General features: G+C 60.1%; 25 protein-coding genes, 1 other RNA gene and 1 pseudogene. 5 read left to right on the forward strand and 22 right to left on the reverse strand.

What is annotated here, in order from left to right:
• Position 1: 1 nt before the first annotated feature.
• The 14 genes from ACA066_RS23830 to rsmI all read right to left on the reverse strand — a co-directional run bounded on the left by ACA066_RS23830 (position 2) and on the right by rsmI (position 15,069).
• Positions 2-970: a D-alanine--D-alanine ligase gene (locus tag ACA066_RS23830; RefSeq protein ID WP_497696883.1), complete on the reverse strand. Its 969-nt coding sequence runs from the start codon at positions 968-970 to the stop codon at positions 2-4.
• Positions 967-2,427 (reverse strand): UDP-N-acetylmuramate--L-alanine ligase, encoded by a 1,461-nt coding sequence (gene murC, locus ACA066_RS23835; protein WP_084320479.1) that lies wholly within the window; start codon positions 2,425-2,427, stop codon positions 967-969. The genes ACA066_RS23830 and murC overlap by 4 nt, the downstream gene beginning before the upstream one ends.
• Positions 2,420-3,490 carry an undecaprenyldiphospho-muramoylpentapeptide beta-N-acetylglucosaminyltransferase gene (gene murG / locus ACA066_RS23840; RefSeq protein ID WP_253431704.1) on the reverse strand — a complete coding sequence of 357 codons (1,071 nt, stop codon included), beginning with the start codon at positions 3,488-3,490 and terminating at the stop codon, positions 2,420-2,422. Before murG ends, murC begins: the two co-directional genes overlap by 8 nt.
• Complete coding sequence (gene ftsW / locus ACA066_RS23845) at positions 3,480-4,697, reverse strand: putative lipid II flippase FtsW (RefSeq protein WP_497696884.1); 1,218 nt, start codon at positions 4,695-4,697, stop codon at positions 3,480-3,482. Before ftsW ends, murG begins: the two co-directional genes overlap by 11 nt.
• The gene (gene murD / locus ACA066_RS23850; RefSeq protein ID WP_497696885.1) at positions 4,694-6,040 is read right to left on the reverse strand and encodes a UDP-N-acetylmuramoyl-L-alanine--D-glutamate ligase; all 1,347 of its coding nucleotides are present in this window, start codon (positions 6,038-6,040) and stop codon (positions 4,694-4,696) included. The genes ftsW and murD overlap by 4 nt, the downstream gene beginning before the upstream one ends.
• Positions 6,041-6,046: 6 nt before the next feature.
• Positions 6,047-7,129, reverse strand: coding sequence for a phospho-N-acetylmuramoyl-pentapeptide-transferase (gene mraY, locus ACA066_RS23855; RefSeq protein ID WP_497696886.1), 1,083 nt, complete (start codon positions 7,127-7,129; stop codon positions 6,047-6,049).
• Positions 7,129-8,496 (reverse strand): UDP-N-acetylmuramoyl-tripeptide--D-alanyl-D-alanine ligase, encoded by a 1,368-nt coding sequence (locus tag ACA066_RS23860; protein ID WP_497696887.1) that lies wholly within the window; start codon positions 8,494-8,496, stop codon positions 7,129-7,131. The genes mraY and ACA066_RS23860 overlap by 1 nt, the downstream gene beginning before the upstream one ends.
• Entirely contained in the window at positions 8,489-9,952 is a 1,464-nt protein-coding gene (locus ACA066_RS23865) for a UDP-N-acetylmuramoyl-L-alanyl-D-glutamate--2,6-diaminopimelate ligase (RefSeq protein ID WP_497696888.1), read from the reverse strand. Before ACA066_RS23865 ends, ACA066_RS23860 begins: the two co-directional genes overlap by 8 nt.
• Positions 9,952-11,691 carry a peptidoglycan D,D-transpeptidase FtsI family protein gene (locus tag ACA066_RS23870; protein ID WP_497699948.1) on the reverse strand — a complete coding sequence of 580 codons (1,740 nt, stop codon included), beginning with the start codon at positions 11,689-11,691 and terminating at the stop codon, positions 9,952-9,954. Before ACA066_RS23870 ends, ACA066_RS23865 begins: the two co-directional genes overlap by 1 nt.
• Positions 11,691-11,984 carry a cell division protein FtsL gene (ftsL, locus tag ACA066_RS23875; protein ID WP_032828607.1) on the reverse strand — a complete coding sequence of 98 codons (294 nt, stop codon included), beginning with the start codon at positions 11,982-11,984 and terminating at the stop codon, positions 11,691-11,693. The genes ACA066_RS23870 and ftsL overlap by 1 nt, the downstream gene beginning before the upstream one ends.
• Positions 11,981-12,928 carry a 16S rRNA (cytosine(1402)-N(4))-methyltransferase RsmH gene (gene rsmH, locus ACA066_RS23880; protein WP_497696889.1) on the reverse strand — a complete coding sequence of 316 codons (948 nt, stop codon included), beginning with the start codon at positions 12,926-12,928 and terminating at the stop codon, positions 11,981-11,983. The genes ftsL and rsmH overlap by 4 nt, the downstream gene beginning before the upstream one ends.
• Positions 12,925-13,380, reverse strand: coding sequence for a division/cell wall cluster transcriptional repressor MraZ (mraZ, locus tag ACA066_RS23885; protein WP_008025967.1), 456 nt, complete (start codon positions 13,378-13,380; stop codon positions 12,925-12,927). Before mraZ ends, rsmH begins: the two co-directional genes overlap by 4 nt.
• A 354-nt stretch (positions 13,381-13,734) precedes the next feature.
• Positions 13,735-14,088: RNase P RNA component class A (rnpB, locus tag ACA066_RS23890), an RNA gene on the reverse strand.
• Between the two features lie 75 nt (positions 14,089-14,163).
• The gene (gene rsmI / locus ACA066_RS23895) at positions 14,164-15,069 is read right to left on the reverse strand and encodes a 16S rRNA (cytidine(1402)-2'-O)-methyltransferase (protein WP_161990822.1); all 906 of its coding nucleotides are present in this window, start codon (positions 15,067-15,069) and stop codon (positions 14,164-14,166) included.
• 176 nt (positions 15,070-15,245) lie between these two features.
• Here rsmI and ACA066_RS23900 point away from each other — a divergent pair, with 176 nt between their 5' ends.
• The 4 genes from ACA066_RS23900 (at position 15,246) to ACA066_RS23915 (ending at position 18,692) form a co-directional block, all read left to right on the forward strand.
• Positions 15,246-17,057, forward strand: coding sequence for a penicillin-binding protein activator (locus ACA066_RS23900; protein ID WP_497696890.1), 1,812 nt, complete (start codon positions 15,246-15,248; stop codon positions 17,055-17,057).
• On the forward strand, positions 17,057-17,419 hold the full coding sequence (locus ACA066_RS23905) for a YraN family protein (RefSeq protein WP_461953306.1): 363 nt from the start codon (positions 17,057-17,059) through the stop codon (positions 17,417-17,419). Before ACA066_RS23900 ends, ACA066_RS23905 begins: the two co-directional genes overlap by 1 nt.
• Positions 17,420-17,523: 104 nt before the next feature.
• Entirely contained in the window at positions 17,524-18,117 is a 594-nt protein-coding gene (locus tag ACA066_RS23910) for a phosphoheptose isomerase (protein WP_008025961.1), read from the forward strand.
• Positions 18,114-18,692: a BON domain-containing protein gene (locus ACA066_RS23915; RefSeq protein WP_214378574.1), complete on the forward strand. Its 579-nt coding sequence runs from the start codon at positions 18,114-18,116 to the stop codon at positions 18,690-18,692. The genes ACA066_RS23910 and ACA066_RS23915 overlap by 4 nt, the downstream gene beginning before the upstream one ends.
• A 150-nt stretch (positions 18,693-18,842) precedes the next feature.
• Here the strand turns inward: ACA066_RS23915 and ACA066_RS23920 are convergent, their stop codons facing one another.
• The 7 genes from ACA066_RS23920 to rplM all read right to left on the reverse strand — a co-directional run bounded on the left by ACA066_RS23920 (position 18,843) and on the right by rplM (position 23,730).
• Entirely contained in the window at positions 18,843-19,256 is a 414-nt protein-coding gene (locus ACA066_RS23920; RefSeq protein ID WP_008037283.1) for a ClpXP protease specificity-enhancing factor, read from the reverse strand.
• A 16-nt stretch (positions 19,257-19,272) separates the two neighbouring features.
• Positions 19,273-19,890 (reverse strand): glutathione S-transferase N-terminal domain-containing protein, encoded by a 618-nt coding sequence (locus ACA066_RS23925; RefSeq protein ID WP_007905304.1) that lies wholly within the window; start codon positions 19,888-19,890, stop codon positions 19,273-19,275.
• A 150-nt stretch (positions 19,891-20,040) separates the two neighbouring features.
• On the reverse strand, positions 20,041-20,823 hold the full coding sequence (locus tag ACA066_RS23930) for a cytochrome c1 (protein ID WP_008025956.1): 783 nt from the start codon (positions 20,821-20,823) through the stop codon (positions 20,041-20,043).
• Positions 20,823-22,034: a cytochrome b gene (locus tag ACA066_RS23935; RefSeq protein ID WP_497696891.1), complete on the reverse strand. Its 1,212-nt coding sequence runs from the start codon at positions 22,032-22,034 to the stop codon at positions 20,823-20,825. Before ACA066_RS23935 ends, ACA066_RS23930 begins: the two co-directional genes overlap by 1 nt.
• On the reverse strand, positions 22,034-22,627 hold the full coding sequence (gene petA / locus ACA066_RS23940) for a ubiquinol-cytochrome c reductase iron-sulfur subunit (protein ID WP_150633468.1): 594 nt from the start codon (positions 22,625-22,627) through the stop codon (positions 22,034-22,036). The genes ACA066_RS23935 and petA overlap by 1 nt, the downstream gene beginning before the upstream one ends.
• Positions 22,628-22,894: 267 nt before the next feature.
• Positions 22,895-23,287: a 30S ribosomal protein S9 gene (gene rpsI, locus ACA066_RS23945; RefSeq protein ID WP_002555064.1), complete on the reverse strand. Its 393-nt coding sequence runs from the start codon at positions 23,285-23,287 to the stop codon at positions 22,895-22,897.
• 14 nt (positions 23,288-23,301) lie between these two features.
• Entirely contained in the window at positions 23,302-23,730 is a 429-nt protein-coding gene (gene rplM / locus ACA066_RS23950; RefSeq protein WP_007905295.1) for a 50S ribosomal protein L13, read from the reverse strand.
• A gap of 245 nt (positions 23,731-23,975) precedes the next feature.
• On the opposite strand from rplM, the gene ACA066_RS23955 reads away from it, so the two are divergent.
• Positions 23,976-25,016, forward strand: coding sequence for an NADP(H)-dependent aldo-keto reductase (locus ACA066_RS23955; RefSeq protein WP_497696892.1), 1,041 nt, complete (start codon positions 23,976-23,978; stop codon positions 25,014-25,016).
• Positions 25,017-25,024: 8 nt separating this feature from the next.
• On the opposite strand, the pseudogene ACA066_RS23960 reads toward ACA066_RS23955, so the two are convergent.
• A pseudogene (locus ACA066_RS23960) lies at positions 25,025-25,111 on the reverse strand (outer membrane lipoprotein carrier protein LolA); the annotation flags it as partial.
• Between the last annotated feature and the right edge of the window lie 5 nt (positions 25,112-25,116).

Below are 25,116 nucleotides of genomic sequence, written 5' to 3' on the forward strand. Positions count from 1 at the left end.
CTTAACCTCGCAGCTCTTCGTTGCCGGCAACACTGGCCGCCAGAATCGCCAGGACCAGTTGCTGGAAATCCAGACCGGCAGCACGGGCCGCCATCGGCACCAGACTGTGATCGGTCATGCCCGGAGCGGTGTTGACTTCGAGGAACCAGAACTGCCCGTCGGCGTCCTGCATCACGTCTGCCCTGCCCCAACCGGCGATACCCAGCGCCTCACAGGCTTTCGCCGTGAGGTCCATCAGTTCTTTTTCCTTGGTGCTGTCGAGGCCACACGGGATCCGGTACTGGGTATCGGAAGCCACGTACTTGGCGTCGTAGTCGTAGAAACTGTGCGTCGTGCCCAGGGCAATCGGTGGCAACACCTGGTCACGCAGGGTGGCGATGGTGAACTCCGGACCTTGAATCCATTGCTCGACCAACACTTGCGAATCGTAGGTACTGGCCGCTTTCCAGGCGTCGATCAACTCCGACGCGGACGTCACTTTGGCCATCCCGATACTTGAACCTTCATGGGCCGGTTTGACGATCAAAGGGAAGCCCAGTTCCGTCGCCGCCGAAATACAATCGGCCTCGGAACTCAGCACCGCGTGGCGTGGCGTCGGAATGCCGAGGCTGTGCCAGACCTGTTTGGTGCGCAGCTTGTCCATGGCCAGTGCCGAGGCCAGAATGCCGCTGCCGGTGTACGGAATGCCCAGGCATTCCAGCAGGCCTTGCATGCTGCCGTCTTCACCACCACGACCGTGGAGGATGACGAAGGCGCGGTCGATTTTTTCGTTGAGCAAACGCTGCAACAGGTCATCGCCCACGTCGAGACCGAACGCGTCCACGCCGGCGCTTTGCAGCGCTTCGAGAACCGCGTTACCCGACTTCAGGGACACCGCGCGCTCGGCACTCTTGCCGCCGAACAGCACTGCGACGCGGCCGAAGTCTTTCGGCGCGATTGTGGAGACGAGGTTGGCGTAAGCAGCAGTCATTTCAACTTCCCCACGCTTGGCGCGGCAACGGCGCCAGCGAACAACGGACTTTTCAACAGTTTCGGTGCGAGACCGCCGATATCACCGGCGCCCTGACACAGCAGGATGTCGCCGGCACGCAGCAGCGGCTTGACCACCGGCGCGAGGTCGACACCGCGCTCGATGTAGATCGGATCGAGCTGACCGCGCTGACGGATGCTGTTGCACAGCTTGCGGCTGTCGGCACCCGGGATCGGCTCTTCGCCGGCCGGATACACTTCCATCAGCAGCAGGACGTTGGCGTCGGCCAGTACATTGACGAAGTCGTCGTACAGGTCGCGGGTGCGGCTGTAACGGTGCGGCTGGTAAACCATCACCAGACGGCGCTCCGGCCAGCCACCGCGCACGGCCTTGATCACGGCAGCGACTTCGGTCGGGTGGTGACCGTAGTCATCGACCAGCATCACACTGCCGTCTTCGACCGGCAGTTCGCCATAGACCTGGAAGCGTCGACCGACACCCTGGAACCCGGACAGGCCCTGGACGATGGCTTCGTCGCTGACGCCCTCATCAGTGGCAATGCAGATGGTGGCCAGCGCGTTCAGCACGTTGTGGTTGCCCGGCATGTTCACCGAGACGTCGAGCGGCTCGCGATCAGGACGCAGCACGGTGAAGAACGTCTGCATGCCCTGCTGACGCACATTGATCGCGCGCACGTCGCAGTCGTCGCCGAAGCCATAAGTGACGGCCGGACGTTTGACCTGCGGAAGGATTTCACGCACCACCGGGTCGTCCAGGCACACCACGGCCAGACCGTAGAACGGCAGGTTGTGCAGGAACTCGACGAAGGTTTTCTTCAGTTTGTTGAAGTCGCCGTCGTAGGTCGCCATGTGGTCGGCGTCGATGTTGGTAACCACGGCCACCAGCGGCTGCAGGTGCAGGAAGCTGGCGTCGCTTTCGTCGGCTTCGGCGATCAGGTAACGGCTGGTGCCGAGCTGGGCATTGGTGCCCGCGGCATTCAGACGGCCACCGATGACGAACGTCGGGTCCAGGCCACCGGCCGCGAACACCGAAGCGATCAGGCTGGTGGTGGTGGTTTTGCCGTGCGTACCGGCGACGGCGATGCCGTGGCGATAGCGCATCAGCTCGGCCAGCATCTCGGCGCGCGGCACCACTGGAATGCGGCGTTCCAGCGCAGTGGCGACTTCCGGGTTGGAGGTGTTCACGGCGCTCGACACCACCAGCACGTCGGCGGCCGCAGCGTTTTCGGCGCGGTGGCCGATGAAAATCTGCGCGCCGAAGGATTCCAGGCGTTCGGTCACCGGCGAAGCTTTCAGGTCGGAACCGGACACTTCATAGCCCAGGTTCAGCAACACTTCGGCGATCCCGCACATACCCACGCCGCCGATACCGACGAAGTGGATGCGACGGATGCGGCGCATTTCCGGTTGCGGCATGGCTTTCTGATTCTCAACCATGGGCCACCTCCAGGCAGGTATCGACCACGTTACGGGTCGCATCGGGTTTGGCCAGGCGGCGTGCCGCAGTGGCCATGTCGGTGAGTCGTTGTGGTTGCATCAGGACCTCTGTCAGGCGTGCGGCAAGATCCGCAGCGCCAGTCGTTCTTTGCGGCATCAGGAAGGCAGCGCCTTCACGGGCCAAATAATCGGCGTTGCGGGTCTGGTGATCGTCGATCGCGTGGGGCAAAGGCACCAGCATCGAGGGCAGACCGGCGGCGGCCAGTTCACTGATGGTCAGCGCGCCTGCACGGCACACCACCAGGTCGGCCCAGCCATAGGCGTGGGCCATGTCTTTGATGAAAGGCTGCACTTGCGCCTCGACGCCAGCCGCGCGATAGCGCTCTGCAGTCACTTCATCGTGGTTTTTGCCGGCCTGATGGAACACTTCCGGACGCAGGTCGGGGGCGACGTGCGACAGGGCTTCAGGCAGCAACTTGTTCAACGGTTCTGCGCCCAGGCTTCCGCCCAGGATCAGCAAACGCGCCTTGCGACCGGCCAGGGCTGGTCGCGGTGTGTCGAGGAACAGCTCGGTGCGCACCGGATTACCGGTGGTCCGTCGGCTGTCCGACAGGGTAAAGGTGTCGGGGAACGCTTCACAGACTCGGGCGGCCAACGGCACCAGCAACCGATTGGCGGTACCGGCCACGGCGTTCTGCTCATGAACGATCACCGGCACGCCGGCCAGTTTGGCTGCAACGCCGCCAGGGCCGGTCACATAACCACCGAAGCCGACCACGCATACCGGCCGTAGCTGGCGAATGATCGCCCGCGCCTGCCAGACGGATTTGAGCAACATCAACGGCGCCTTGAGCAGGGACAATTTGCCCTTGCCGCGCAGACCGCTGGCATTGATCCGGTGCAACTCGATACCGGCCATCGGCACCAGATCGTTCTCGATGCCACGCGGCGTCCCGAGCCAATGCACGGTGTAACCGCGCGCCTGGAATTCGCGAGCGCAGGCCAGCGCCGGGAACACGTGCCCCCCGGTGCCGCCCGCCATGATCAGAACGTTAGCGCCCATGGGTCGACTCCTCGGCGAAGTCGCTCTCATGAAACTCCATCTCTTCGCTGCCCAGGTGGGTTCGACTCTCCCACTCAATGCGCAGCAACAAGCCGAGACAGGCACAGCAGATCACCAACGAACTGCCGCCATAACTGAGGAACGGCAAGGTCAAGCCCTTGGTCGGCAGCAGGCCGACGTTCACCCCGATGTTGATCAGGAACTGACCAATCCACAGGAACGACAGGCCATACGCGATGTACGCAGCGAAGAACTGCTTGGCTTTCTCGGCCCAGTAACCGATGTACATGCCACGCACACAGACAAAGACGAACAGCGCGACCGTGAACAAGGAACCTACGGCACCCAACTCTTCGGCCAGGACCGAAAACACGAAGTCGGTGTGGGCTTCCGGCAGGTAGAACTGTTTCTGCACGCTGTTGCCCAGGCCCACGCCCAGCCATTCGCCGCGACCAAACGCGATCAATGCCTGCGACAACTGGTAACCGGCACCGAACTGGTCAGCCCACGGATCGGCAAAGTTGGTCAGACGCGCCATTCGATACGGCTGCACTTGAATCAACAACACCACCGCTGCGACCGCCAGAACCACCATCAAGGAAAAACGGAACAGCCCGACCCCGCCGAGGAACAGCATCGCCGCAGCCGCCCCCATCATCACGACGGTGGCACCGAAGTCCGGCTCCATCAGCAACAGACCCGCCATCGGCAGCAGCACGATGAACGGCTTGAAGAAACCCATCCAGCTTTCACGCACTTCTTTCTGGCGACGCACCAGATAACCGGCGAGGTAGATCACCACGAACACCTTGGCGATCTCGGAAGGCTGAACGTTGAAGAAACTGAAACCGATCCAGCGCATCGACCCGTTCACTTCACGGCCGATCCCCGGAATGATCACCATCACCAGCAAACCGAACGCACCAATCAGCATCAGCCAGCCCAGGCGCTGCCAGGTGGCGATCGGAATCATCATGGTGACGATGCAGGCACCCAGGCCCAGCACCACGTAGATCAAATGGCGAATCATGTAGTACAAGGCACTGCCCGACTGCACGGCCGCCACTTCGGTCGAAGCAGACGCAATCATCACCAGCCCGAGGCCGAGCAATGCCAGGCAACCGGCGAGCATCGGGAAATCGAGGTCGATGCCGCGCCCGGTAATGAGCGGCGAAGGGTACGGCTTGATGATGTTGAGCAGGCTCATGCCAGATCCTCCACGGTGCGGACGAACTGGTGACCACGGTCTTCGTAATTCTTGAACATGTCGAAACTGGCGCAGGCCGGCGACAACAGCACCACGTCGCCCGGTTGCGCAGCGGCGCGGCATTGTTCCACCGCTTCGATAAGAGAACCGGCGCGGATCAGCGGCACGGCATCGCCAATGGCCTCACCGATCTTGTCGGAGTCGCGGCCCATCAGGATCACGGCACGGCAATTGGCCGCCACCGGATCACGCAGATCATTGAACTCGGCGCCCTTGCCGTCGCCACCGGCGATCAGCACGACCTTGCCGTCGATGTCCGCGCCCAGGCCTTCGATGGCGGCCAGTGCGGCGCCGACGTTGGTGGCTTTGGAATCGTTGTAGTAGCCCACGCCATCGAGGTCACGGACCCACTGGCAGCGATGCTCAAGCCCTGCGAACGTGCGCAGGCTCGACAGCATGGCGTCGAACGGCAGGCCGACCGCGTGGCCCAGGGCCAATGCCGCCAGGGCGTTGGACTGGTTGTGGGCGCCGCGAACTTTCAACTCGCGCACCGGCATCAGGTTCTGGAATTCGAAGGCCAGGTATTTCTCGCCGTCCTCTTCCCGGATACCGAATGCTTTGAAATCGGGTTTGCTCAAACCGAAGGTCCAGCAAGGCTGGCCCTCACCCATCAACGGACGGCTCAGGGCATCCTGACGGTTGACCACAAACTGTCTGGCGCCACGGAAGATCCGGTGCTTGGCCAGGTGATAGGCCGGCAGACCGCTGTAGCGGTCCATGTGGTCTTCACTGACGTTGAGCACGGTCGCCACTTCGGCGTTGAGTTGGTCGGTGGTTTCGAGCTGGAAGCTCGACAGTTCCATCACGTACAGCTCGACGTCATCGCGAAGCAGGTCCAGCGCCGGAGTGCCAAGGTTGCCGCCGACGGCGACGCGCTTGCCCGCCGCAGCCGCCATCTCGCCCACCAGGGTGGTCACGGTGCTTTTCGCGTTGGAACCGCTGATGGCGACAATCGGCGCCTTCGCGTTACGCGCGAACAGCTCGATGTCACCGGACAATTTCACACCACGGGCAGCAGCGGCCTGCAGGGCCGGGGTCGCCAGCGCCAGGCCGGGGCTCACGTAGAGCTCGTCGGCACGGCACAGGAATTCGACGTCCAGCTCGCCACAACGCACTTCCACGTGCGGATAGTCACGCTTGAGCGTGGCCAGTTCCGGTGGATTGTCCCGCGTATCGGCGACGGCAAACGACGTGCCCCGGTTCGCCAGGAAGCGAACCAGGGACATGCCGCTCTTGCCGAGGCCGACAACGATGCGGAAGTGGTCAGAAGCGATCAGAGACACGAGTTTCTACCTCAGCTTCAGGGTGGCAAGGCCAACCAGCACGAGAATCACGGTGATGATCCAGAAACGGACAATCACGCGCGGCTCGGGCCAGCCCTTGAGTTCAAAGTGGTGGTGAATGGGCGCCATGCGGAACACACGGCGACCGGTCAGCTTGAAGGAAGCCACCTGAATGACGACCGACAGGGTTTCCATCACGAACACACCGCCCATGATGAACAGGACGATTTCCTGACGGACGATCACCGCGATGGTGCCCAGGGCTGCGCCCAGCGCCAGTGCGCCAACGTCGCCCATGAAGACTTGTGCCGGATAGGTGTTGAACCAGAGGAAACCAAGGCCCGCACCGATCAGCGCACCGCAGAACACGATCAGCTCACCGGCGCCCGGTACGTACGGGATCAGCAGGTATTCAGCGAATTTCACGTTACCCGACAGGTAGCAGAAAATCCCCAGGCCGCCGCCAACCATCACGGTCGGCATGATCGCCAGGCCGTCGAGGCCGTCGGTCAGGTTGACCGCGTTGCTCGAGCCGACGATCACGAAATAGGTCAGGACGATGAAGCCAGCACCCAGCGGAATGCTGTAGTCCTTGAGCATCGGCAGGATCAGAGTCGTTTCCACCGGCGTCGCAGCGGTCATATAAAGGAAGATCGCCGCGCCGAGGCCGAACACCGACTGCCAGAAGTACTTCCAACGGCTCGGCAGGCCTTTGGAGTTTTTCTCGATCACCTTGCGATAGTCATCGACCCAGCCGATGGCACCGAACAGCAAGGTCACCAGCAACACGGTCCACACATAGCGGTTGCTCAGGTCAGCCCACAACAAAGTGCTGACACCGATCGACGACAGGATCAGCGCGCCGCCCATGGTCGGCGTGCCGGATTTGGACAGGTGCGATTGCGGACCGTCGTTACGAACGGACTGACCGATCTGACGGTTCTGCAACGTGCGGATCATCCACGGGCCAAAGCACAGCGACAGGACCAGCGCGGTCAGCACACCGAGAATCCCGCGCAGGGTCAGGTACTGGAAGACCGCGAAGCCTTTGTAGAACTGTTGCAGGTACTCCGCTAACAGCAGCAGCATCAATGTTTCTCCAGGCTGGACCCACACAAAGCGGCGACGATGTTTTCCATCGCAGCGCTGCGCGAGCCCTTGATCAAAATGGTGGTGTTTGTGTCTTGCTCGGCGCCGAGGGCCTTGATCAATTCAGCTTGGGTACTGAAGTGAAAAGCCTGCTCGCCGAAAGCCTTCACGGCGTGGGTCATCATTGGCCCGACCGCGTAAAGTGCGCAAACCTTGCCACGGGCGTACTCGCCCACGTCGCGGTGCCCCTGCTCCGCCCAATCGCCCAACTCGCCGATATCCCCGAGCACCAGAACGGTGCGGCCGGAAAAGCCGGCGAGTATATCAACGGCAGCGCACATGGAGGTGGGGTTCGCGTTGTAGGTGTCATCGATCACGCGCATGCCGTTGGTAGCCAGTTGCGCAACGGTGCGACCCTTGACCGGCTGCACCGCGCCGAGGCCGGTGGCGATACCGAACAGCGACACGCCCAGGGCATGCGCGGCGGCGGCGGCGGCCATGGCATTGGCAACGTTATGGGTGCCGAGCAGGTTCAGTTGAACGCGCTCCACACCGTCAGGACTGTGCAGGTTGAACGCCGGGCAACCGCGAGCGTCGCGGTCCAGATCGCTGGCGTAGAAGTCGGCGCTGACGTTGCTCAGGGCGAAGGTCAGGACTTTGCGACCGGCGGCGCGGGTCTTCCAGATCTCGAATGCCTTGTCGTCAAGATTGAGCACCGCGACGCCATCGGCCGCCAGTCCTTCAATAATCTCGCCCTTGGCTTCAACGATTTTTTCCGGCCCGCCGAACTCGCCGACGTGGGCGGTTCCGGCATTGTTGAGCACGGCCACATGGGGTTTGGTCATGCCGACGGTGTAGGCGATTTCGCCAAGACGCGAAGCACCCAGTTCGATCACGGCCGCGGTGTGTTCGGGCGCGAGTTCGAGCAAGGTCAGCGGCACGCCCAGGTCATTGTTCAGGTTGCCACGGGTCGCCAGCACCGGACCGCGGGTGCGCAGGATGCTCGCGAGCATTTCCTTGACCGTGGTCTTGCCGCTGGAGCCGGTGATGGCGGCAACCGGATGGGTAAACGCTGCGCGATTCATCGCTCCCAGTTGGCCCAGTGCCTGACGGGTGTCCTTGACCAGCAATTGCGGCAGCACGCTGTCGGCGACTTCGCGCTCGACCAGGGCACCGACGGCGCCTTTGCTGGCCACGTCGTTCAGATAATCATGACCGTCGAAGCGCGGACCGGTCAGGGCAATAAACAGTTGGCCCGGTTTGATCGCACGGCTGTCGATGCTGACGCCATCGAACGTGGCATCGGCGACGATCAATCGGCCATTCAGCGCGCCGGTCAGTTCGCTCAGTTTCAGGTTCTTAAGCATGGGCCACCTCCCACGCGGTCAACGCGTGATCAGCCTCGACCAGATCAGAGAAGTCATGGCGCTGGCCGTTGATTTCCTGATAGTCCTCGTGACCTTTACCAGCCAGGACAATCACGTCATCCACCGAAGCGGCGGCGATCAACTGCGCAATCGCCTGACCACGGCCAGCGACAAAAGTAACTTTATCCACATCGCTGAAACCGGCGCGGATGTCGTCGAAGATCACGGCCGGGTCTTCGGTGCGCGGGTTGTCATCGGTCACCAGCACGCCATCGGCCAGACGCTCGACCACTTCAGCCATCAGCGGACGCTTGCCGCGATCGCGATCACCGCCGCAACCGAACAGGCACAACAAGCGGCCTTTGGCGTGCGGGCGCAGGGCCATCAATACTTTTTCCAGCGCATCCGGGGTGTGGGCGTAATCGACCACCACCAACGGCTGAGTACCACCGCCCAGGCGCTGCATGCGTCCGGCCGGGCCTTCGAGTTTTGGCAGGACCTTGAGGATTTCGTCCAGCGCATAGTCCAGACCCAGCAAGGCGCCGACCGCAGCCAACACGTTGCTCAGGTTGAAGCGACCGAGCAAGGTGCTGCGCAGATGGTGCTCGCCCTGCGGGGTAACCAAGGTGGCGCGCACGCCTTCGTCGTCGAACTGCGCTTCGCGGCAATACAGGTAAGCGCTGCTGTCGAGCAGGCTGTAGGTGATCAAGCGCGATTCGCGTTTTTCGGCGGCCAGTTGCCGACCGAAATCGTCGTCGAGGTTCACTACCCGGCATTTCAGATTGTCCCAGGCAAACAGCCTGGCCTTGGCTTCGCCGTAGGCTTGCATGGTGCCGTGGTAATCCAGGTGATCGCGGGACAGGTTGGTCATCACCGCCACATCGAACGCCAACGCGGTGACGCGCCCCTGATCCAGACCGTGGGACGACACTTCCATGGCCACGGCTTTGGCGCCGGCCTTTTTCAGGTCAGCCAGGGTCGCTTGCACCGCGATCGGATTCGGCGTGGTGTGCAGGCCGCTTTCCAGCGCGCCGTAGAAACCCGAGCCCAATGTGCCGACGATGCCGCAGTGTTGACCGAGTAGATCCAGCGCTTGCGCAACCAGCTGGGTCACACTGGTTTTGCCGTTGGTGCCGGTCACGCCGACCAGGTTCAGGTGGCGGCTCGGGTCACCGTAAAAACGCCCGGCGATGTCCGACAGCTGCGCCGCCAGGCCTTTCACCGGAATCATCGGCACATCGGTGATCGGCAATACGGTTGCGCCTTCGACTTCATAAGCCACGGCTGCCGCACCGCGCTGCAAAGCGTCGGTGATGTGCGCGCGACCGTCGAACTTGCCGCCGGGGACGGCGAGAAACAGGTCGCCTGCCCGCACGTTGCGGCTGTCCAGTGCCAATTCACGGATCAACAGATCGCGGCCGGCGTGGGCGAAAATCTTGTTCAGACTCAGAGACATCAGCCGCGCCCTCCATTGGCTTTCAGCGGAACGACCGGTGTTGCGTTGGCCTGTTGAACCGGCGGCAGGTTGTCCGGCGTGATGTTCATCAGGCGCAAGGTCCCGGACATCACTTTGCTGAACACCGGTGCCGATACCAGACCACCGAAGTAACCGGCTTTGGTCGGCTCATCGATCACCACCACGATGGCGTAACGCGGATCGCTCATCGGGCCGAAGCCGGCGAACAGCGAGCGGTAGGAATTCTCGGCGTAGCCTTTGGTGCCGACCGACGTTTTACGTGCGGTACCGGACTTTCCGCCCACGTGATACGCCGGCACCTGCGCACGGAATACACCGCGCGGGGCCTCGATCACCTGTTGCAGCATGGTCTGCATGGTTTTCGCGACCGCTTCCGGTAGCACTTGCGTGGTTTGCGGTGCTTTGTCGGTCTTGATCAGGGTCAGTGGCGCGAGGCGACCGTTGTTGGCCAGGGCCGAGAAGGCGTGGACCAACTGGATCGCGGTCACGGAAATACCGTAGCCGTAGGACAGCGTGGCGGTTTCAGCCTTGCGCCATTCGCGGTAGTTCGGCAGGTTGCCCACGCGCTCGCCCGGGAAGCCGAGGCCGGTGTCCTGGCCGAGGCCGACTTTCTGTGCCAGACGGAAAATGGTTTCGCCGCCGATATCGAACGCGACCTTACTCATGCCGACGTTACTGGAGTTGATCAGAATGCCGGTCAGGTCGAGCACCGGACCTTCGGTCTTGGAGACGTCCTTGATGGTGTACTTGCCAATCTGCAAGGTGCCTGGATACACCTCGACGGTATCGGTCGGTTTCCAGCGGCCGGTTTCGATGGCGGCGCTCATGGAGATCGCTTTCATGGTCGAACCCGGTTCGAACACGTCGATCATCGCGCGGTTACGCATCATCGCCGGTTGCAGGTTGCGACGGTTGTTCGGGTTATAGGTCGGCTGGTTGACCATGGCGAGGATCTCGCCGGTCTTCACGTCCATGATCACCAGGCTGCCGGCCTTGGCGCCGTTCTCGATGATCGCGTTGCGCAGCTCGCGGTTGGCCAGGTATTGCAGACGCAGGTCAATGGACAACGCCAAGGGCTTGCCGGCCTTGGCGTTTTTGGTCACCTGAACATCTTTGATAAGTCGACCGCGCCGGTCCTTGATGACCTGCCGCTTGCCGGCGACACCGGCGAGCCATTCGTCATAAGCCAGCTCTACACCTTCACGACCGTGGTCATCGATGTCGGTAAAGCCGACCATGTGCGCCGTCACTTCGCCAGCCGGGTAGAAACGGCGGAATTCTTCAATGCCGTAAACGCCCGGTACTTTCAGGTCGAGCACGGACTGGCCTTGCTCAGGCGTCAGCCCGCGCACCAGATAAATGAATTCTTTATTGGCCTGGGCTTCGAGACGCTCGGCCAGGGCTTTCGGATCCTGTCCCAACGCTGCAGCCAATGCCGGCCATTTCTCTTTGGCCAGCTGCATTTCCTTGGCGTTGGCCCACAGGGTGGTGACCGGTGTACTGACGGCCAAAGGCTCGCCGTTACGGTCGGTAATCAGACCACGGTGAGCCGGAATCGGAATGTGACGAACGCTGCGCGCGTCGCCCTGACCTTTCAGGAAGGCACGGTCGACCACTTGCAGGTCAATGATGCGCCAGCAAATCGCCGCTACCATCACGCCGAGCAAACCCACCACCAGGCGAAACCGCCATGGGAACATTGCGCCTTCGAGTTTCATCATGGCGCCACCATCTGCACGTCAGCCGCGCCAGGGATGTGCATCTTCAGTTGCTCGGTGGCCAGGACTTCGATACGGCTGTGGGCGGTCCAGGTGCTCTGCTCGAGAATCAACCGGCCCCATTCCGCCTGCGCCTTGTCGCGCACGCTCAACTCGTTGTACAGCGAGTTCAACAGCTGACGGTTCCAGTGGGCGCTGTACGACACGCCGATGGCCGACACAAGCACGCCCACAAACAGCAGCAGCATGAAAAAGCTTCCGCCGGGCAGTGGCTTGGCGAAAAGCTTGCTCACCGCAGCTTCTCCGCGACGCGCATGACGGCGCTACGGGAACGTGGGTTGGCTTTGAGTTCGGCCTCGGAGGCGGACTGCGCTTTGCCATGGACTTTGATTTTGGGTTCGAAGGCGACGTGACGTACCGGCAGATTGCGCGGCAGGTTGTCGGCTTCGCCTTTCACCAGTTTGCGCATGAACAGTTTGACGATGCGGTCTTCCAGCGAATGGAAGCTGATGACCACCAGACGGCCGCCGATTTCCAGGCATTCCAGCGCGGCTTCGAGACCGGCTTCCAGATCGCCCAGTTCATTGTTGACGTGGATACGCAGGCCCTGGAACGCACGGGTCGCCGGGTTCTTGCCCTTTTCCCACGCTGGGTTGGCGACTTTCAGGACTTCAGCAAGGTCGCCGGTGCGTTCGAACGGCTTGATGTCGCGACGCTCGGCCACGGCACGCGCCATACGACCAGAGAAACGCTCTTCGCCGTATTCCTTGAACACCCGGGCGATTTCTTCCACCGGCGCGGTGTTGACGAACTCGGCCGCGCTGATCCCGCGGGACGGGTCCATGCGCATGTCCAGCGGACCATCGTTGAGGAAACTGAAGCCGCGCTCTGGGTCGTCGAGCTGCGGTGAGGACACGCCCAGGTCGAGCAAAACGCCGCTGACCTTGCCGGCCAGACCGCGCTCGGCCACTTCCGAACCGAGCTCGGCAAAGCTGCGCTGCACAACGACAAAGCGGCCGTCTTCGGCCGCTAGCGCTTGCCCGGTGGCAATCGCTTGAGGATCTTTATCAAATCCGAGCACTCGACCATCGGGACCCAGCTTGCTGAGGATCAACCGACTGTGTCCGCCGCGCCCGAACGTGCCGTCCAGATAGCAGCCATCAGGACGTACGGCGAGAGCCTCGACGGCTTCGTCAAGCAGTACGGTGATGTGGTTAAAGCCGCTATCAATAGTCACAGGATCAAATCACGCAGTTCATCAGGCATGGCGCCCGGTTGTTGAATAGCAGCCAGGTCAGCGGCAGAAACCGCATCCCAGGCATCCTCGTCCCACAATTGGAACTTGTTCAGTTGGCCTACCAGCATCGCGCGCTTGTCCAATCGGGCATATTCACGAAGACGCGGCGGAACCAGAAAACGACCACTGCCATCGAGCTCGAGGTCGACGGCATTACCAATCAGTAAACGTTGCAGCCGGCGGTTCTCTTCGCGAAGCGAAGGCAGTGCGCGCAGTTTGGTTTCAATAATTTCCCACTCATCGAGGGGGTAAACACACAAACACGGATCAACGGCATCAATTGTGACGATTAGCTGCCCGGAACTACGCGAAACGAGCTCGTCACGGTACCGGCTCGGCATGGCGAGACGGCCCTTTGCGTCGAGACTGATAGCGTTAGCTCCGCGAAACACGTCAGCGTTTCTCCAAATATTAGCGTTTTGCGTTCAAAAAACCCACTTCATGCCACTTTCCGCCACTTGCGCACACTATAGGAATGCGGCCACCGCACCGTCAAGGCGCGGATTAAAGGAAAACCCTTACAGAACTGAGATTTAGGAGCGTATTAGGAGGGGTAACGAGAATCTGGCGGATGAATCTGTCCAATAACTTGAATCAGCACTGGAGGCTGCACTCAGAAGTTAAAGTAGTTTGTTAAGAGTAAGATTTTTTCGGTATTACAAAAGAAGATATGCGATGGATTGTGCAAGGAGGGAAACTGCCATTACGAGCGCCCTGCTCAATCATTCAAACAGGGAGGGAAAAAGGTGGAGAGTCGATCTGTAAGCCGGGTTCTGTCTTGAACAGTCATTCGTCTACGATGGCCATCACTGGACATCTTTAGCAACCTACCCGGTCCCAGCGCGGGCCACGCCTTGGGACCCTATTTGGTCTTGCTCCAAGTGGGGTTTACCTAGCCACGAACTGTTGCCAGACGTGCGGTGCGCTCTTACCGCACCTTTTCACCCTTACCGGCGCCGAAGCGCTTAGGCGGTTATTTTCTGTGGCACTTTCCGTAGGCTCACGCCTCCCAGGCATTACCTGGCACTTCGCCCTATGGAGCCCGGACTTTCCTCCCCCCCCTAATTTTCATAGAGGGCAGCGACTGTCCGATCGACTCTCCGCCGCGAAGGTTAACGGCAGAGCGGCCGAAGAACAAGCGCTAAACGCCTGCAGGCACTCCAGCACGTCGGGTTTTACTCGCCCTTCTGTTTATCCAGCGCAACCTGATACAAAACATTCTTGCGCTCGCCGGTAATTTGCGCCGCCAATGCTGCGGCACGCTTGAGCGGCATCTCTTCGAGCAACAGATTGAGAATGCGCATGGCTTCACTGCTGACGGCGTCCTCGGTTTCGGGGGCCGACCAGCCCGCGACCAACACCACGCACTCACCGCGCTGCTGATTGCTGTCCGACTCGACGAACTCGCGCAGCTCGGCCAATGGCAGGCCTTTCAGGGTTTCGAAAGTTTTGGTCAGTTCCCGCGCCAGCAACGCCGGACGCTCGCCGCCAAAGACCAGCTCCATATCCTGCAGGCATTCAAGGATGCGGTGCGGGGCTTCGTAGAAAATCAGCGTGCGCGGCTCTTCCTTAACCAGCTCAAGACGAGCACGACGACCGACAGCCTTGGCCGGCAGGAAGCCTTCGAAGATAAAACGATCCGACGGCAGACCCGCCGCCGACAGCGCCGCGATCAATGCACAGGCACCGGGAACCGGCACCACGTTGATTCCCGCCGCGCGAGCCTGACGCACCAGGTGATAACCCGGATCGGAAATCAGCGGCGTCCCGGCATCGGAGATCAGCGCCACATCGTCGCCGGCGAGCAGGCGGGTAATAAAGCGGCTACCTTCATCCCGCTCGTTGTGTTCATGGCAGGCTGCCAGCGGCGTGGGGATGCCGAAGTGCTGCATCAATCGCTGGGAGTGACGCGTGTCTTCGGCGGCGATCAATGCCACTTCGCGCAGAATCTTCAGCGCACGCGCACTGATGTCGTCCAGGTTGCCGATGGGCGTCGCCACCACATAAAGCGAGCCAGCAGCGGAATTCAAAGCACCTGGAGCAGTCAAAGCGCACACCTCATGATCGGTAAAAGCCGCCATTGTAGCGCGTAGCGATGTTTTCGATACGCGCAAGCACGCCCGGTTTTTTCAGCCATTTGTGCGGTGCTGCAACATTTGTACGAGCTAAATTGATCGATTCACGCCAGCAACATCGCGCCCCGGCCAGCGCTTGGGTACAATTCCACGCTAATTTGATCGAGTATCAGGAACACTACATGATCGCTTGCCTGCGGCTGTTCACTGCCCTCTGCCTCGCTGCCTTGCTGGCGGCTTGCGCCAGCTCGCCCTCTTCCAGCCTTGGCGAACTTCCACGGACCCCGGATGCCAGCATCGAGCAACTGCTCGATCAGGCCGCCAAAAGCAAAACGCCGGAGCAAGCTGCGCTGCTTCGCCTGAGTGCGGCAGACCTCGCTTATCGCCAGGGCAATGCCGGCCAGTCCGCGCAAATCCTGCAACAAGTGCCGGTCGAACAACTCAAGCCTGGCCAACAGGTATTTGCCAGCACCCTGGCGGCTGAACTGGCCATGGTGCGCAATCAGCCAAAAGCAGCGCTGACTGCCTTGAGCCACCCGAGCCTGCAACGCCTGAGCGAGTTGCCTGTCGAGCAACAGGTTCGCACCGGCACCGTGCATGCCCGCGCCCTTGAAGCCGACGGCCAGACCCTCGCCGCCGCACGGGAGCGTATTTTCATCGCGCCGATGCTGAGCGGTGAAGCAGCAAACAAAAACCACGAAGCGATCTGGACCCTGATCGCCTCGCTGCCAACCGACCAATTGCAACCGACCACCAACGACGACCTCGGTGGCTGGATGGGCCTGGCGCTGGCCGTGAAAACCGCCGGCACCCTGGAACAGCAGCAAGCCGCGATCGACAACTGGCGCGCCCAGAACCCTAAACACCCGGCCGCCATCCAGCTGCCGCTGCCACTGACCAAACTCAAAGAGCTGGCCAGCCAGCCCCTGGGCAAGATCGCCCTGCTGCTGCCGCAAGACGGCCCGCTGGCATCGGTCGGCAAAGCGCTTCGCGAAGGTTTCATGGCCGCTCATTACCAGGCTCAACAAGCCGGTCAGAAGCCGCCAGCCATCGAGTTCTATGACAGCTCGCGCCTGACCTCCCTCGACGAGTTCTATCGCAAGGCCCAGGCCGATGGCGTGCAACTGGTCGTCGGCCCGCTGGAAAAGCCGCTGGTCAAACAGCTCAGCGCTCGTCCGCAACTGCCGATCACGACGCTGGCGCTGAATTACAGCGAAGGCGAACAAGGCCCGGCGCAGCTGTTCCAGTTTGGTCTTGCCGCTGAAGACGAAGCCCGCGAAGTGTCCCGCCGCGCACGCGCCGACGGCCTGCATCGCGCCGCCATCATGGTGCCGAAAGGCGAATGGGGCGATCGCGTACTGAGAGCGTTCAGCCAGGATTGGCAAGCCAACGGCGGCAGCATCGTTGCCACCGAACGTGTAGACCAGCCGGTGCAACTGGCCCAGCAGATTGCCGACATGTTCCAGCTGCGCCAGAGCGAAGGCCGCGCCAAGAGCCTGCAAAGCACTGTTGGCTCGCAGGTAGCCGCCCAGCCGTCGCGCCGCCAGGACATCGAGTTCATCTTCCTGGCTGCAACACCTCTGCAAGCCCAGCAGATCAAACCGACCCTGAACTTCCAGTACGCTGGCGATGTGCCGGTTTACGCCACGTCCCACGTGTTCAGCGCCAGCGGCGACGTCAACCAGTACAACGACATGAACGGCATTCGTTTTTGCGAAACCCCATGGTTGCTGGATGCCAACGACCCACTGCGCAAGCAAGTGACAGCACAATGGCCACAAGCCGGCGGCAGCCTGGGTCGTTTGTATGCGATGGGCGTCGATGCCTATCGCCTGGCTCCACGCCTGGGGCAACTCAAGGCGCTGCCGGACAGCCGCATCGAAGGTCAATCGGGCAGCCTGGGCATGACTCAGAACCAACGCGTGGTGCGTCAGTTGCCGTGGGCCCAGTTCGTCAACGGCCAGGTTCAACGCCTGCCGGACACCCCGCGCTGATGCCTGACAGGTCACGCCAGCAAAGCGGTAAAGATGCCGAGCGCCATGCGCTCGAGCATCTTCAACAACAAGGTCTGCGCCTGCTGGCGCAGAACTGGTTGTGTAAACGCGGCGAGCTTGATCTGGTCATGCTTGATGGCGATACAGTAGTATTCGTTGAAGTTCGCTACAGAAAAAACACTCAATGGGGTGGCGCGCTCGATAGCATCGATGGCCGCAAACGGCAGAAACTGATTTTTGCCGCGCAGTATTTTCTTCAGCGCGAGTCGCGTTGGGCCAATTCCCCTTGCCGTTTCGACGTGGTCGCCATCGACAGCAACCACGATCAGTTGAACTGGCTGCAGAATGCCTTCGACAGCTGATCGCGTGCGTCCCGAAACGGACACCTTCACCCAACAATTTTGCTCTTTGCTTTGCGGGCTGCACATTCATGTGCCGAGTAGCCGCGCTAATTAAGGTCACACAGATGGACATGCAATCCCGAATTCGCCAGCTTTTTCAGGCCAGTATCGACACCAAGCAAATGGCGATGGACGTACTTGCACCGCACATCGAGCAAGCCAGCCAGGTGATGGTCAACGCCCTGCTCAACGAAGGCAAAATGCTTTCCTGCGGCAACGGCGGCTCCGCCGGCGACGCCCAGCATTTCTCGTCCGAGCTGCTCAACCGCTTCGAACGCGAGCGCCCGAGCCTGCCAGCCATCGCGTTGACCACCGACAGCTCGACGATCACCTCGATCGCCAACGACTACAGCTACAACGAAATCTTCTCCAAGCAAATCCGCGCGCTCGGCCAGCCGGGCGACGTTTTGCTGGCGATTTCCACCAGTGGCAACTCGGCAAACATAATTCAAGCGATCCAGGCCGCACATGATCGCGAAATGATTGTCGTAGCATTGACGGGACGAGATGGCGGCGGCATGGCGTCGCTGCTATTACCCGAGGACGTCGAGATTCGCGTACCGGCCAACGTCACCGCACGTATTCAGGAAGTCCACCTGCTGGCGATCCATTGCCTTTGCGACTTGATCGACAGCCAACTGTTCGGGAGTGAAGAATGACCCCTAATCGCCTAGGCCTTCTGGCCTTGACCCTGTGCCTTGGCATCAGCGGCTGCACCTCGGTGGTTAACGCCAGCCGTGAAGCGCCGATCGATGATGACCGCGGCACGCGCACCTTAGGCAGCAAGATCGACGACTCTCTGATCGACACCAAGGTCGGCGTGAACATCGCCAAGGCCGATCCAGCCCTGGATAACGATTCGCACATCGTCGTCACCAGCTTCAACGGTGTCGTGCTGCTCGCCGGCCAAACCCCACGCGCAGACCTCAAGGCCAAGGCCGAACAGGCCGCCGCCGCCGTCCAGCGCGTGAAGACGGTGCACAACGAACTGCAGGTGCTGCCACCTTCCGGCTTCCTTGCCCGTCAGAACGACACCTGGCTGACCTCCAAGATCAAGACCCAGATGCTCACCGATAAGAACATCCCGGGCTCGCGCATCAAAGTTGTCACCGAGAATGGCATCGTCTACTTGCTGGGCTTGCTGACCAAGCAGGAAGCCGCACAGGCGACCAATCTGGTGCAGGGTGTTTCGGGCGTGCAGAAGATTGTGAAGTTGTTTGAGTACATCGACTGATAAACGCATGTCGGCGATGGCGACCCTTGAGATCACCATCGACCTGTAGGAGCACGGCTTGCCGGCGATGGCGTACTTGAGATCGTCATCGCGAGCAAGCTCGGCTCCTACAGTAATAAAAAAGGCGATCCTTTCGGATCGCCTTTTTTATTACTTCACCACTTTCAAACTGGGTCGACCGCTGGGACGCGGCGGTTCACTGTCCGGTGGCGGAAGATCATCATCCGGCTCGATCTCTTCCTCGTCTTCCATAGGCGATTCCAGATCGAACACCATGCCCTGACCGTTCTCCCGGGCGTAAATGCCCAGGATCGATGCGATAGGCACGTACAGGGTGTGCGGCACGCCACCAAAGCGCCCTTCGAAGCTGACCGCTTCGTTGTCCATGTGCAAATGACGCACGGCGGCCGGCGATACGTTCAGGACAATCTGTCCGTCACTGGCGAAACCTTGTGGCACCTGCACCGACGGATATTCGGAATTGACCAGCATGTGCGGGGTGCAATCGTTGTCCACAATCCACTCGTAGAGCGCGCGGACCAGATAAGGTCGACTGGAGTTCATAGCGGCTCCTTAAGCCTTAGCGCATATCGCGTTCGACACCAGACAGACTCGCCTGGAAAGCCTCACGCGCAAACGAGCGCTCCATATAATCAAGCAGCGGCTTGGCAGGCCGCGGCAGTTCAATACCCAAAATCGGCAAGCGCCAGAGTATTGGCAGTAGGCAGCAATCCACCAGACTTTGTTCCTCGCTGAGGAAAAACGGCTTGTCGGCAAACAACGGCGACACGCCAGTCAGGCTTTCGCGCAGCTCTTTACGAGCCACCACACGGGCTGCTTCCTTGGTCCGCGAATCCAGGATCAGATCCACCAGACCACACCAGTCACGCTGAATACGATGAATCAGCAGACGGCTGTTGGCACGCGCCACTGGATAAACCGGCAGCAAAGGCGGATGCGGGTAACGCTCATCCAGATATTCCATCACCACGGTCGACTCCCACAACGCCAGGTCACGATCGACCAGGGTGGGCAGGCTTCCGTAAGGGTTCACTTCAATCAGTTTAGGCGGCTGGCGGCCAGCTTCCACGTAAATGATTTCGGCGCTGACACCCTTCTCTGCAAGTACGATGCGCACTCGGTGGGAATAGTGGTCGGCGGGGTCGGAGTAACAGGCCAACCGATTGGTCACGCCCATGGCGGTCCTCCTCGCTTGTTGAAATTATCGGAAGCGGAAAAACGCGCGCGCCCAGAGGGCGCCTCCCGTAACGCCTGGATCACCAGGCTCGTTACACCTTCAGAGACGCCCTTGGGCGCGCGCGATTAACAGCAATTGCTTGAAACTTTATCAGTGCACATCTTTCCAGTATTCGCGCTTGAGCAAGTAGGCGAATACGAAGAAGAACGCCAGGTACAGCAAGACGTAGGTACCAATGCGCTGATGCTGCAGCTTAACCGGGTTAGCCGAGTAAGCGAGGAAGGTTACCAGATTCTTGACCTTCTCATCGAACTGCTCTTCGGTCAGGGCACCGCTCTTCGGCACGATGGTCAGCTGATCGCACGCTTCATGAGTCAGCGCGGTACCGGTCAGCGGATCATATTGCTTCTTGCCGTCTTCGACGATCTGCACCTGTTTGCAACCGACGACCTGACGACCTTGCAGGCCAACCAGGACGTTCGGCATGCCCACGTTCGGGAAGACCTTGTTGTTCACACCCCAAGGACGCGACGGATCTTCGTAGAACGACTTCAGGTAGCCATAGAGCCAGTCAGTACCGCGAACACGAGCCACCAGGGTCAGGTCGGGTGGCGCTGCACCGAACCAGGTCTTGGCGTCAGCCGGCTGCATGCCGATGCTCATGTGGTCGCCGATCTTGGCGCCGGTGAACACCAGCTTCGAGAGCATCAGATCGTGAGGAATGCCCAGATCATCGGCGACACGCTCGTAGCGCTGGAACTTGGCGCTGTGGCAGCCCATGCAATAGTTGGCAAACGTACGCGCGCCATCCTGCATGGCGGCCTTGTCGGAAACGTCGATGTCGACCTTTTCCAGCTCAGGACCACCGTGTTCGGCCGCGAACGACAGTACAGGCAAAGCAGCAAGAATCAGTACAGCAAATAGCTTTTTCATCAGCCAGTCACCCTATCCGGAACCGGTTTGGTCTTCTCGAGCCTGGTGTAGAAAGGCATCAGAATGAAGTAGGCGAAGTACAGGAAGGTACACACCTGCGACAGCAACGTACGGCCTGGAGTCGGAGCCAGAACACCCAGAATGCCGAGGATCACGAACGAGATGCAGAACACCACCAGCCAGATTTTGCTCAGCCAGCCTTTGTACCGCATCGACTTGACCGGACTACGGTCCAGCCATGGCAGGACGAACAGCACTGCAATGGCCGCACCCATGGCGATTACGCCCAGGAGCTTGTCCGGGACCGCCCGCAAAATCGCGTAGAAAGGCGTGAAGTACCAGACCGGAGCGATGTGCTCTGGAGTCTTGAAGGCGTTAGCCACTTCAAAGTTCGGTTTCTCGAGGAAGTAGCCACCCATTTCCGGGAAGAAGAACACGATCGAGCAGAAGATGAACAGGAACACCACCACACCGACGATATCTTTCACGGTGTAGTACGGGTGAAAGGCAATGCCGTCCAGCGGTACGCCGTTTTCGTCCTTGTGTTTCTTGATGTCCACGCCGTCCGGGTTGTTCGAGCCGACTTCGTGCAACGCCAGAACGTGCAGCACCACCAGACCGAGGATCACGATCGGCAAGGCCACGACGTGCAGGGCGAAGAAGCGGTTCAGGGTAATACCGGAAATCAGGTAGTCACCACGGATCCACTGGGTCAGGTCGTTACCGATGACCGGGATCGCACCGAACAGCGAGATGATCACCTGGGCGCCCCAGTAGGACATCTGACCCCACGGCAGCAGGTAACCCATGAAGGCTTCAGCCATCAGCGCCAGGTAAATCAGCATGCCGAAGACCCACACCAGCTCACGCGGTTTCTGGTACGAACCGTAGAGCAAGCCACGGAACATGTGCAGATAAACCACGATGAAGAACATCGAAGCACCGACCGCGTGCAGCAGACGCAGGATCGAACCGTACTCGACGTCGCGCATGATGTATTCGACGGAGGCAAACGCTTCTTCCGCCGACGGGGTGTAGCTCATGGTCAGCCAGACACCGGTGACGATCTGGTTGACCAGAACGAGCAGCGCGAGGGAGCCAAAAAAATAGAAGAAGTTGAAGTTCTTCGGGGCGTAGTACTTGCTGAGATGGTCTTCCCACATTTTGGTGGCGGGAAAGCGCGCATCAACCCAATCCATGAACTTGCTCATCACGCTTTCTCCGTATCGACGCCAATGACAATGATCTCATCGGTCTCATAGGAATGCGGGGGAACTGGCAGGTTCAAAGGCGCGGGTTGCGACTTGTAGACGCGGCCAGCCAAATCGTAGTGGGAACCGTGGCAAGGGCAGAAATAACCACCTACCCAATCCTTGCCCAGATCCGCAGGGGCCACTTCTGGACGGAAGGTCGGCGAGCAACCGAGGTGTGTGCAGATACCGATCAGCAGCAGAACCTCTGGCTTGATCGAACGCGTTTCCGGGTCGACATAAGTCGGTTGAGTCGAGTTCTTGGAGGTCGGGTCAGACAGCTGGCCCTCGATCTTTTTCAGATTCCCCAGGATTTCCTCGGTACGGCGGACGATGAACACCGGCTGACCGCGCCACTCAGCAATCATCTGCTGGCCTGGCTCGATTTTGCTGACATTCACTTTCACCGGTGCACCTGCGGCTTTCGCCTTGGCACTGGGAAACCATGACCCCACGAACGGGACCGCAGCCCCCACCGCTCCTGCAGCACCCACCACGGATGTGGCTGCTACCAAGAAGCGACGCCGGCCTGCATTCACGCCGTCATTGCTCATTCAGTCCTCTCCCATCAGCTTTGTGGCCTGTTAAATCAGGCATCTACTAAGTAAAACTATGTACTTATAAAAATTTTGCCGAATGGTAATGAAAAGCCCCAATTCTGACAAGGTAATTACCGAGGGGCTCCACTGCCAAGCCTTGCAGTATAGGGCCTCTACGGCTGTGGCAAGTTGTCACAGAGCAATTCTTTGATAAATCGCGCCCATAAAAAAACGCCCAGCTCCGTGAGGATACTGGGCGTTCTTTTTGAACGAGAAAGCGAATTAACGCTTCGAGTACTGCGGACGCTTACGCGCTTTACGCAGACCGACTTTCTTACGTTCAACTTCACGAGCATCGCGAGTAACGAAGCCAGCTTTGCGCAGAGCGCCACGCAGGGTTTCGTCGTACTGCATCAGTGCGCGAGTGATACCGTGGCGGATTGCGCCAGCTTGACCACTTACACCACCACCAATCACGGTGACGTAGATGTCGAACTTCTCGACAGTCTCAGTCAATTCCAGCGGCTGACGAACTACCATGCGGGCAGTTTCGCGGCCGAAGAAATTATCCAGCGAACGGTTGTTGATGGAGATGTTACCAGTACCCGGACGCAGGAAAACGCGTGCGGTTGCGGTCTTGCGACGGCCAGTGCCGTAATTTTGAGTCGCCGACATAATGAACTATTCCGTTAAAACTTCAGTTCTTGGGGCTGCTGAGCAGTATGAGGGTGTACAGCGCCCGCATAGACTTTCAGCTTACGATACATGTCGCGACCCAGCGGGTTCTTAGGCAGCATGCCTTTGACCGCGGTCTCGATCACGCGCTCAGGGGCTTTAGCGATCAGCTTTTCGAAGTTGATCGACTTGATGCCGCCCGGGAAACCGGAGTGGGAGTAGTAGATTTTGTCGGTGGTTTTAGCACCGGTTACACGAATCTGCTCGGCATTGATAACGACGATGTAATCGCCGGTGTCAACGTGAGGAGTGTACTCAGCTTTATGCTTGCCACGCAGACGGCTCGCGATTTCGGTGGCCAGACGACCCAGGGTCTGACCTGCAGCGTCGACGACAAACCAGTCGCGCTGTACTGTTTCCGGTTTAGCAGTAAAAGTTTTCATTCTTTATAGCCTCAGGGGCCGCCCTGTAAATTAGACGGCGGATCTTACTGAATAGTGCGTACTTTGACAAGTCAAAGGCAGCCGGATACAGACGCTTTCGGGGGCTCGGGTCGGCGCGTCCGTTCAACGGCAAGATTCTTCGGCGGCGGCGCATCACTTCCACTGCAGAAAGAGGTGCGCAATTATGCAGATTGCGAAAAATATTTCAACCTGCTTTTATGATTGTTTTGCCCAAGGAGCACCCGATGGACTATCGCCAGCTAGGCCGAACCAATCTGAACGTGAGCGCCATCTGCCTCGGAACCATGACCTGGGGCGAGCAAAACAGCGAGGCTGAAGCCTTCGCACAGATTGAACGGGCCAAAAGCGCCGGGATCAATTTCATCGACACCGCAGAGATGTACCCGGTGCCGCCGAAGGCCGATACCTACGCCATCACCGAGCGCTACCTCGGCAATTACTTCAAAAGCCGCGGCGATCGTGCCGACTGGATCCTGGCCAGCAAGATCGCCGGCCCCGGCAACACCATCGACTACATCCGCGACAAAAACCTGCGCCACAACCGCCAGCACATCACCGAAGCGGTGGATGCGAGCCTCAAGCGCCTGCAAACCGATTACATCGATCTCTATCAGTTGCACTGGCCGGAGCGCAGCACCAACTTCTTCGGTCAACTGGGTTACAAACACAAAATCGAAGCCAACCTGACGCCACTCGAGGACACCCTCGAAGCACTGGACGAACAGGTCAAGGCTGGCAAGATCCGTCACATCGGCCTGTCCAACGAAACACCGTGGGGCACCATGCGTTTCCTGGCGCTGGCCGAAGCCCGTGGCTGGCCGCGCGCTGTATCGATCCAGAACCCCTACAACCTGCTCAACCGCAGCTTCGAAGTCGGCCTGGCGGAAATCGCCATCCGCGAACAGTGCGGCCTACTGGCCTATTCGCCGCTGGCGTTCGGTTTTCTGTCGGGCAAGTACGAAGGTGGCGCGCGTCCGCCGAAGGGTCGCCTGAGCCTCTACAGCCGCTTCAGCCGCTATTTCAATCCGCAGTCGGAAGCAGCGTGCAGCCGTTATGTGGCTCTGGCCCGTGAGCACGGCCTGGATCCGGCGCAAATGGCGCTGGCGTTCGTGACGCAGCAGCCGTTCGTGACCAGCAACATCATCGGCGCGACGACACTGGAACAGCTGGATAGCAACATTGCCAGCTTCGAGCTGAAACTTTCCGATGAAGTGTTGGCGGGGATTGAGGCGATTCACAAGGATCACCCGAATCCGGCGCCATAACCCGCACTTGTAGGAGCGAGCTTGCTCGCGATAAACCTGAGGGCGCCGCGGGGTAACAGGCTTTCAGCGTTATCGTTGACGACCTTCGCGAGCAAGCTCG

This window comes from Pseudomonas sp. LBUM1651 (assembly GCF_059716135.1).

Bases quoted from the DNA above. Each gene is read 5' to 3' on its own strand.
- ACA066_RS23830 (WP_497696883.1), bottom strand. From the start codon at position 970: ATGACTGCTGCTTACGCCAACCTCGTCTCCACAATCGCGCCGAAAGAC.
- murC (WP_084320479.1), bottom strand. From the start codon at position 2,427: ATGGTTGAGAATCAGAAAGCCATGCCGCAACCGGAAATGCGCCGCATC.
- murG (WP_253431704.1), bottom strand. From the start codon at position 3,490: ATGGGCGCTAACGTTCTGATCATGGCGGGCGGCACCGGGGGGCACGTG.
- ftsW (WP_497696884.1), bottom strand. From the start codon at position 4,697: ATGAGCCTGCTCAACATCATCAAGCCGTACCCTTCGCCGCTCATTACC.
- mraY (WP_497696886.1), bottom strand. From the start codon at position 7,129: ATGCTGCTGCTGTTAGCGGAGTACCTGCAACAGTTCTACAAAGGCTTC.
- ACA066_RS23860 (WP_497696887.1), bottom strand. From the start codon at position 8,496: ATGCTTAAGAACCTGAAACTGAGCGAACTGACCGGCGCGCTGAATGGC.
- ACA066_RS23865 (WP_497696888.1), bottom strand. From the start codon at position 9,952: ATGTCTCTGAGTCTGAACAAGATTTTCGCCCACGCCGGCCGCGATCTG.
- ACA066_RS23870 (WP_497699948.1), bottom strand. From the start codon at position 11,691: ATGAAACTCGAAGGCGCAATGTTCCCATGGCGGTTTCGCCTGGTGGTG.
- rsmI (WP_161990822.1), bottom strand. From the start codon at position 15,069: ATGGCGGCTTTTACCGATCATGAGGTGTGCGCTTTGACTGCTCCAGGT.
- ACA066_RS23900 (WP_497696890.1), top strand. From the start codon at position 15,246: ATGATCGCTTGCCTGCGGCTGTTCACTGCCCTCTGCCTCGCTGCCTTG.
- ACA066_RS23905 (WP_461953306.1), top strand. From the start codon at position 17,057: ATGCCTGACAGGTCACGCCAGCAAAGCGGTAAAGATGCCGAGCGCCAT.
- ACA066_RS23910 (WP_008025961.1), top strand. From the start codon at position 17,524: ATGGACATGCAATCCCGAATTCGCCAGCTTTTTCAGGCCAGTATCGAC.
- ACA066_RS23915 (WP_214378574.1), top strand. From the start codon at position 18,114: ATGACCCCTAATCGCCTAGGCCTTCTGGCCTTGACCCTGTGCCTTGGC.
- ACA066_RS23920 (WP_008037283.1), bottom strand. From the start codon at position 19,256: ATGAACTCCAGTCGACCTTATCTGGTCCGCGCGCTCTACGAGTGGATT.
- ACA066_RS23925 (WP_007905304.1), bottom strand. From the start codon at position 19,890: ATGGGCGTGACCAATCGGTTGGCCTGTTACTCCGACCCCGCCGACCAC.
- ACA066_RS23930 (WP_008025956.1), bottom strand. From the start codon at position 20,823: ATGAAAAAGCTATTTGCTGTACTGATTCTTGCTGCTTTGCCTGTACTG.
- ACA066_RS23935 (WP_497696891.1), bottom strand. From the start codon at position 22,034: ATGAGCAAGTTCATGGATTGGGTTGATGCGCGCTTTCCCGCCACCAAA.
- petA (WP_150633468.1), bottom strand. From the start codon at position 22,627: ATGAGCAATGACGGCGTGAATGCAGGCCGGCGTCGCTTCTTGGTAGCA.
- rpsI (WP_002555064.1), bottom strand. From the start codon at position 23,287: ATGTCGGCGACTCAAAATTACGGCACTGGCCGTCGCAAGACCGCAACC.
- rplM (WP_007905295.1), bottom strand. From the start codon at position 23,730: ATGAAAACTTTTACTGCTAAACCGGAAACAGTACAGCGCGACTGGTTT.
- ACA066_RS23955 (WP_497696892.1), top strand. From the start codon at position 23,976: ATGGACTATCGCCAGCTAGGCCGAACCAATCTGAACGTGAGCGCCATC.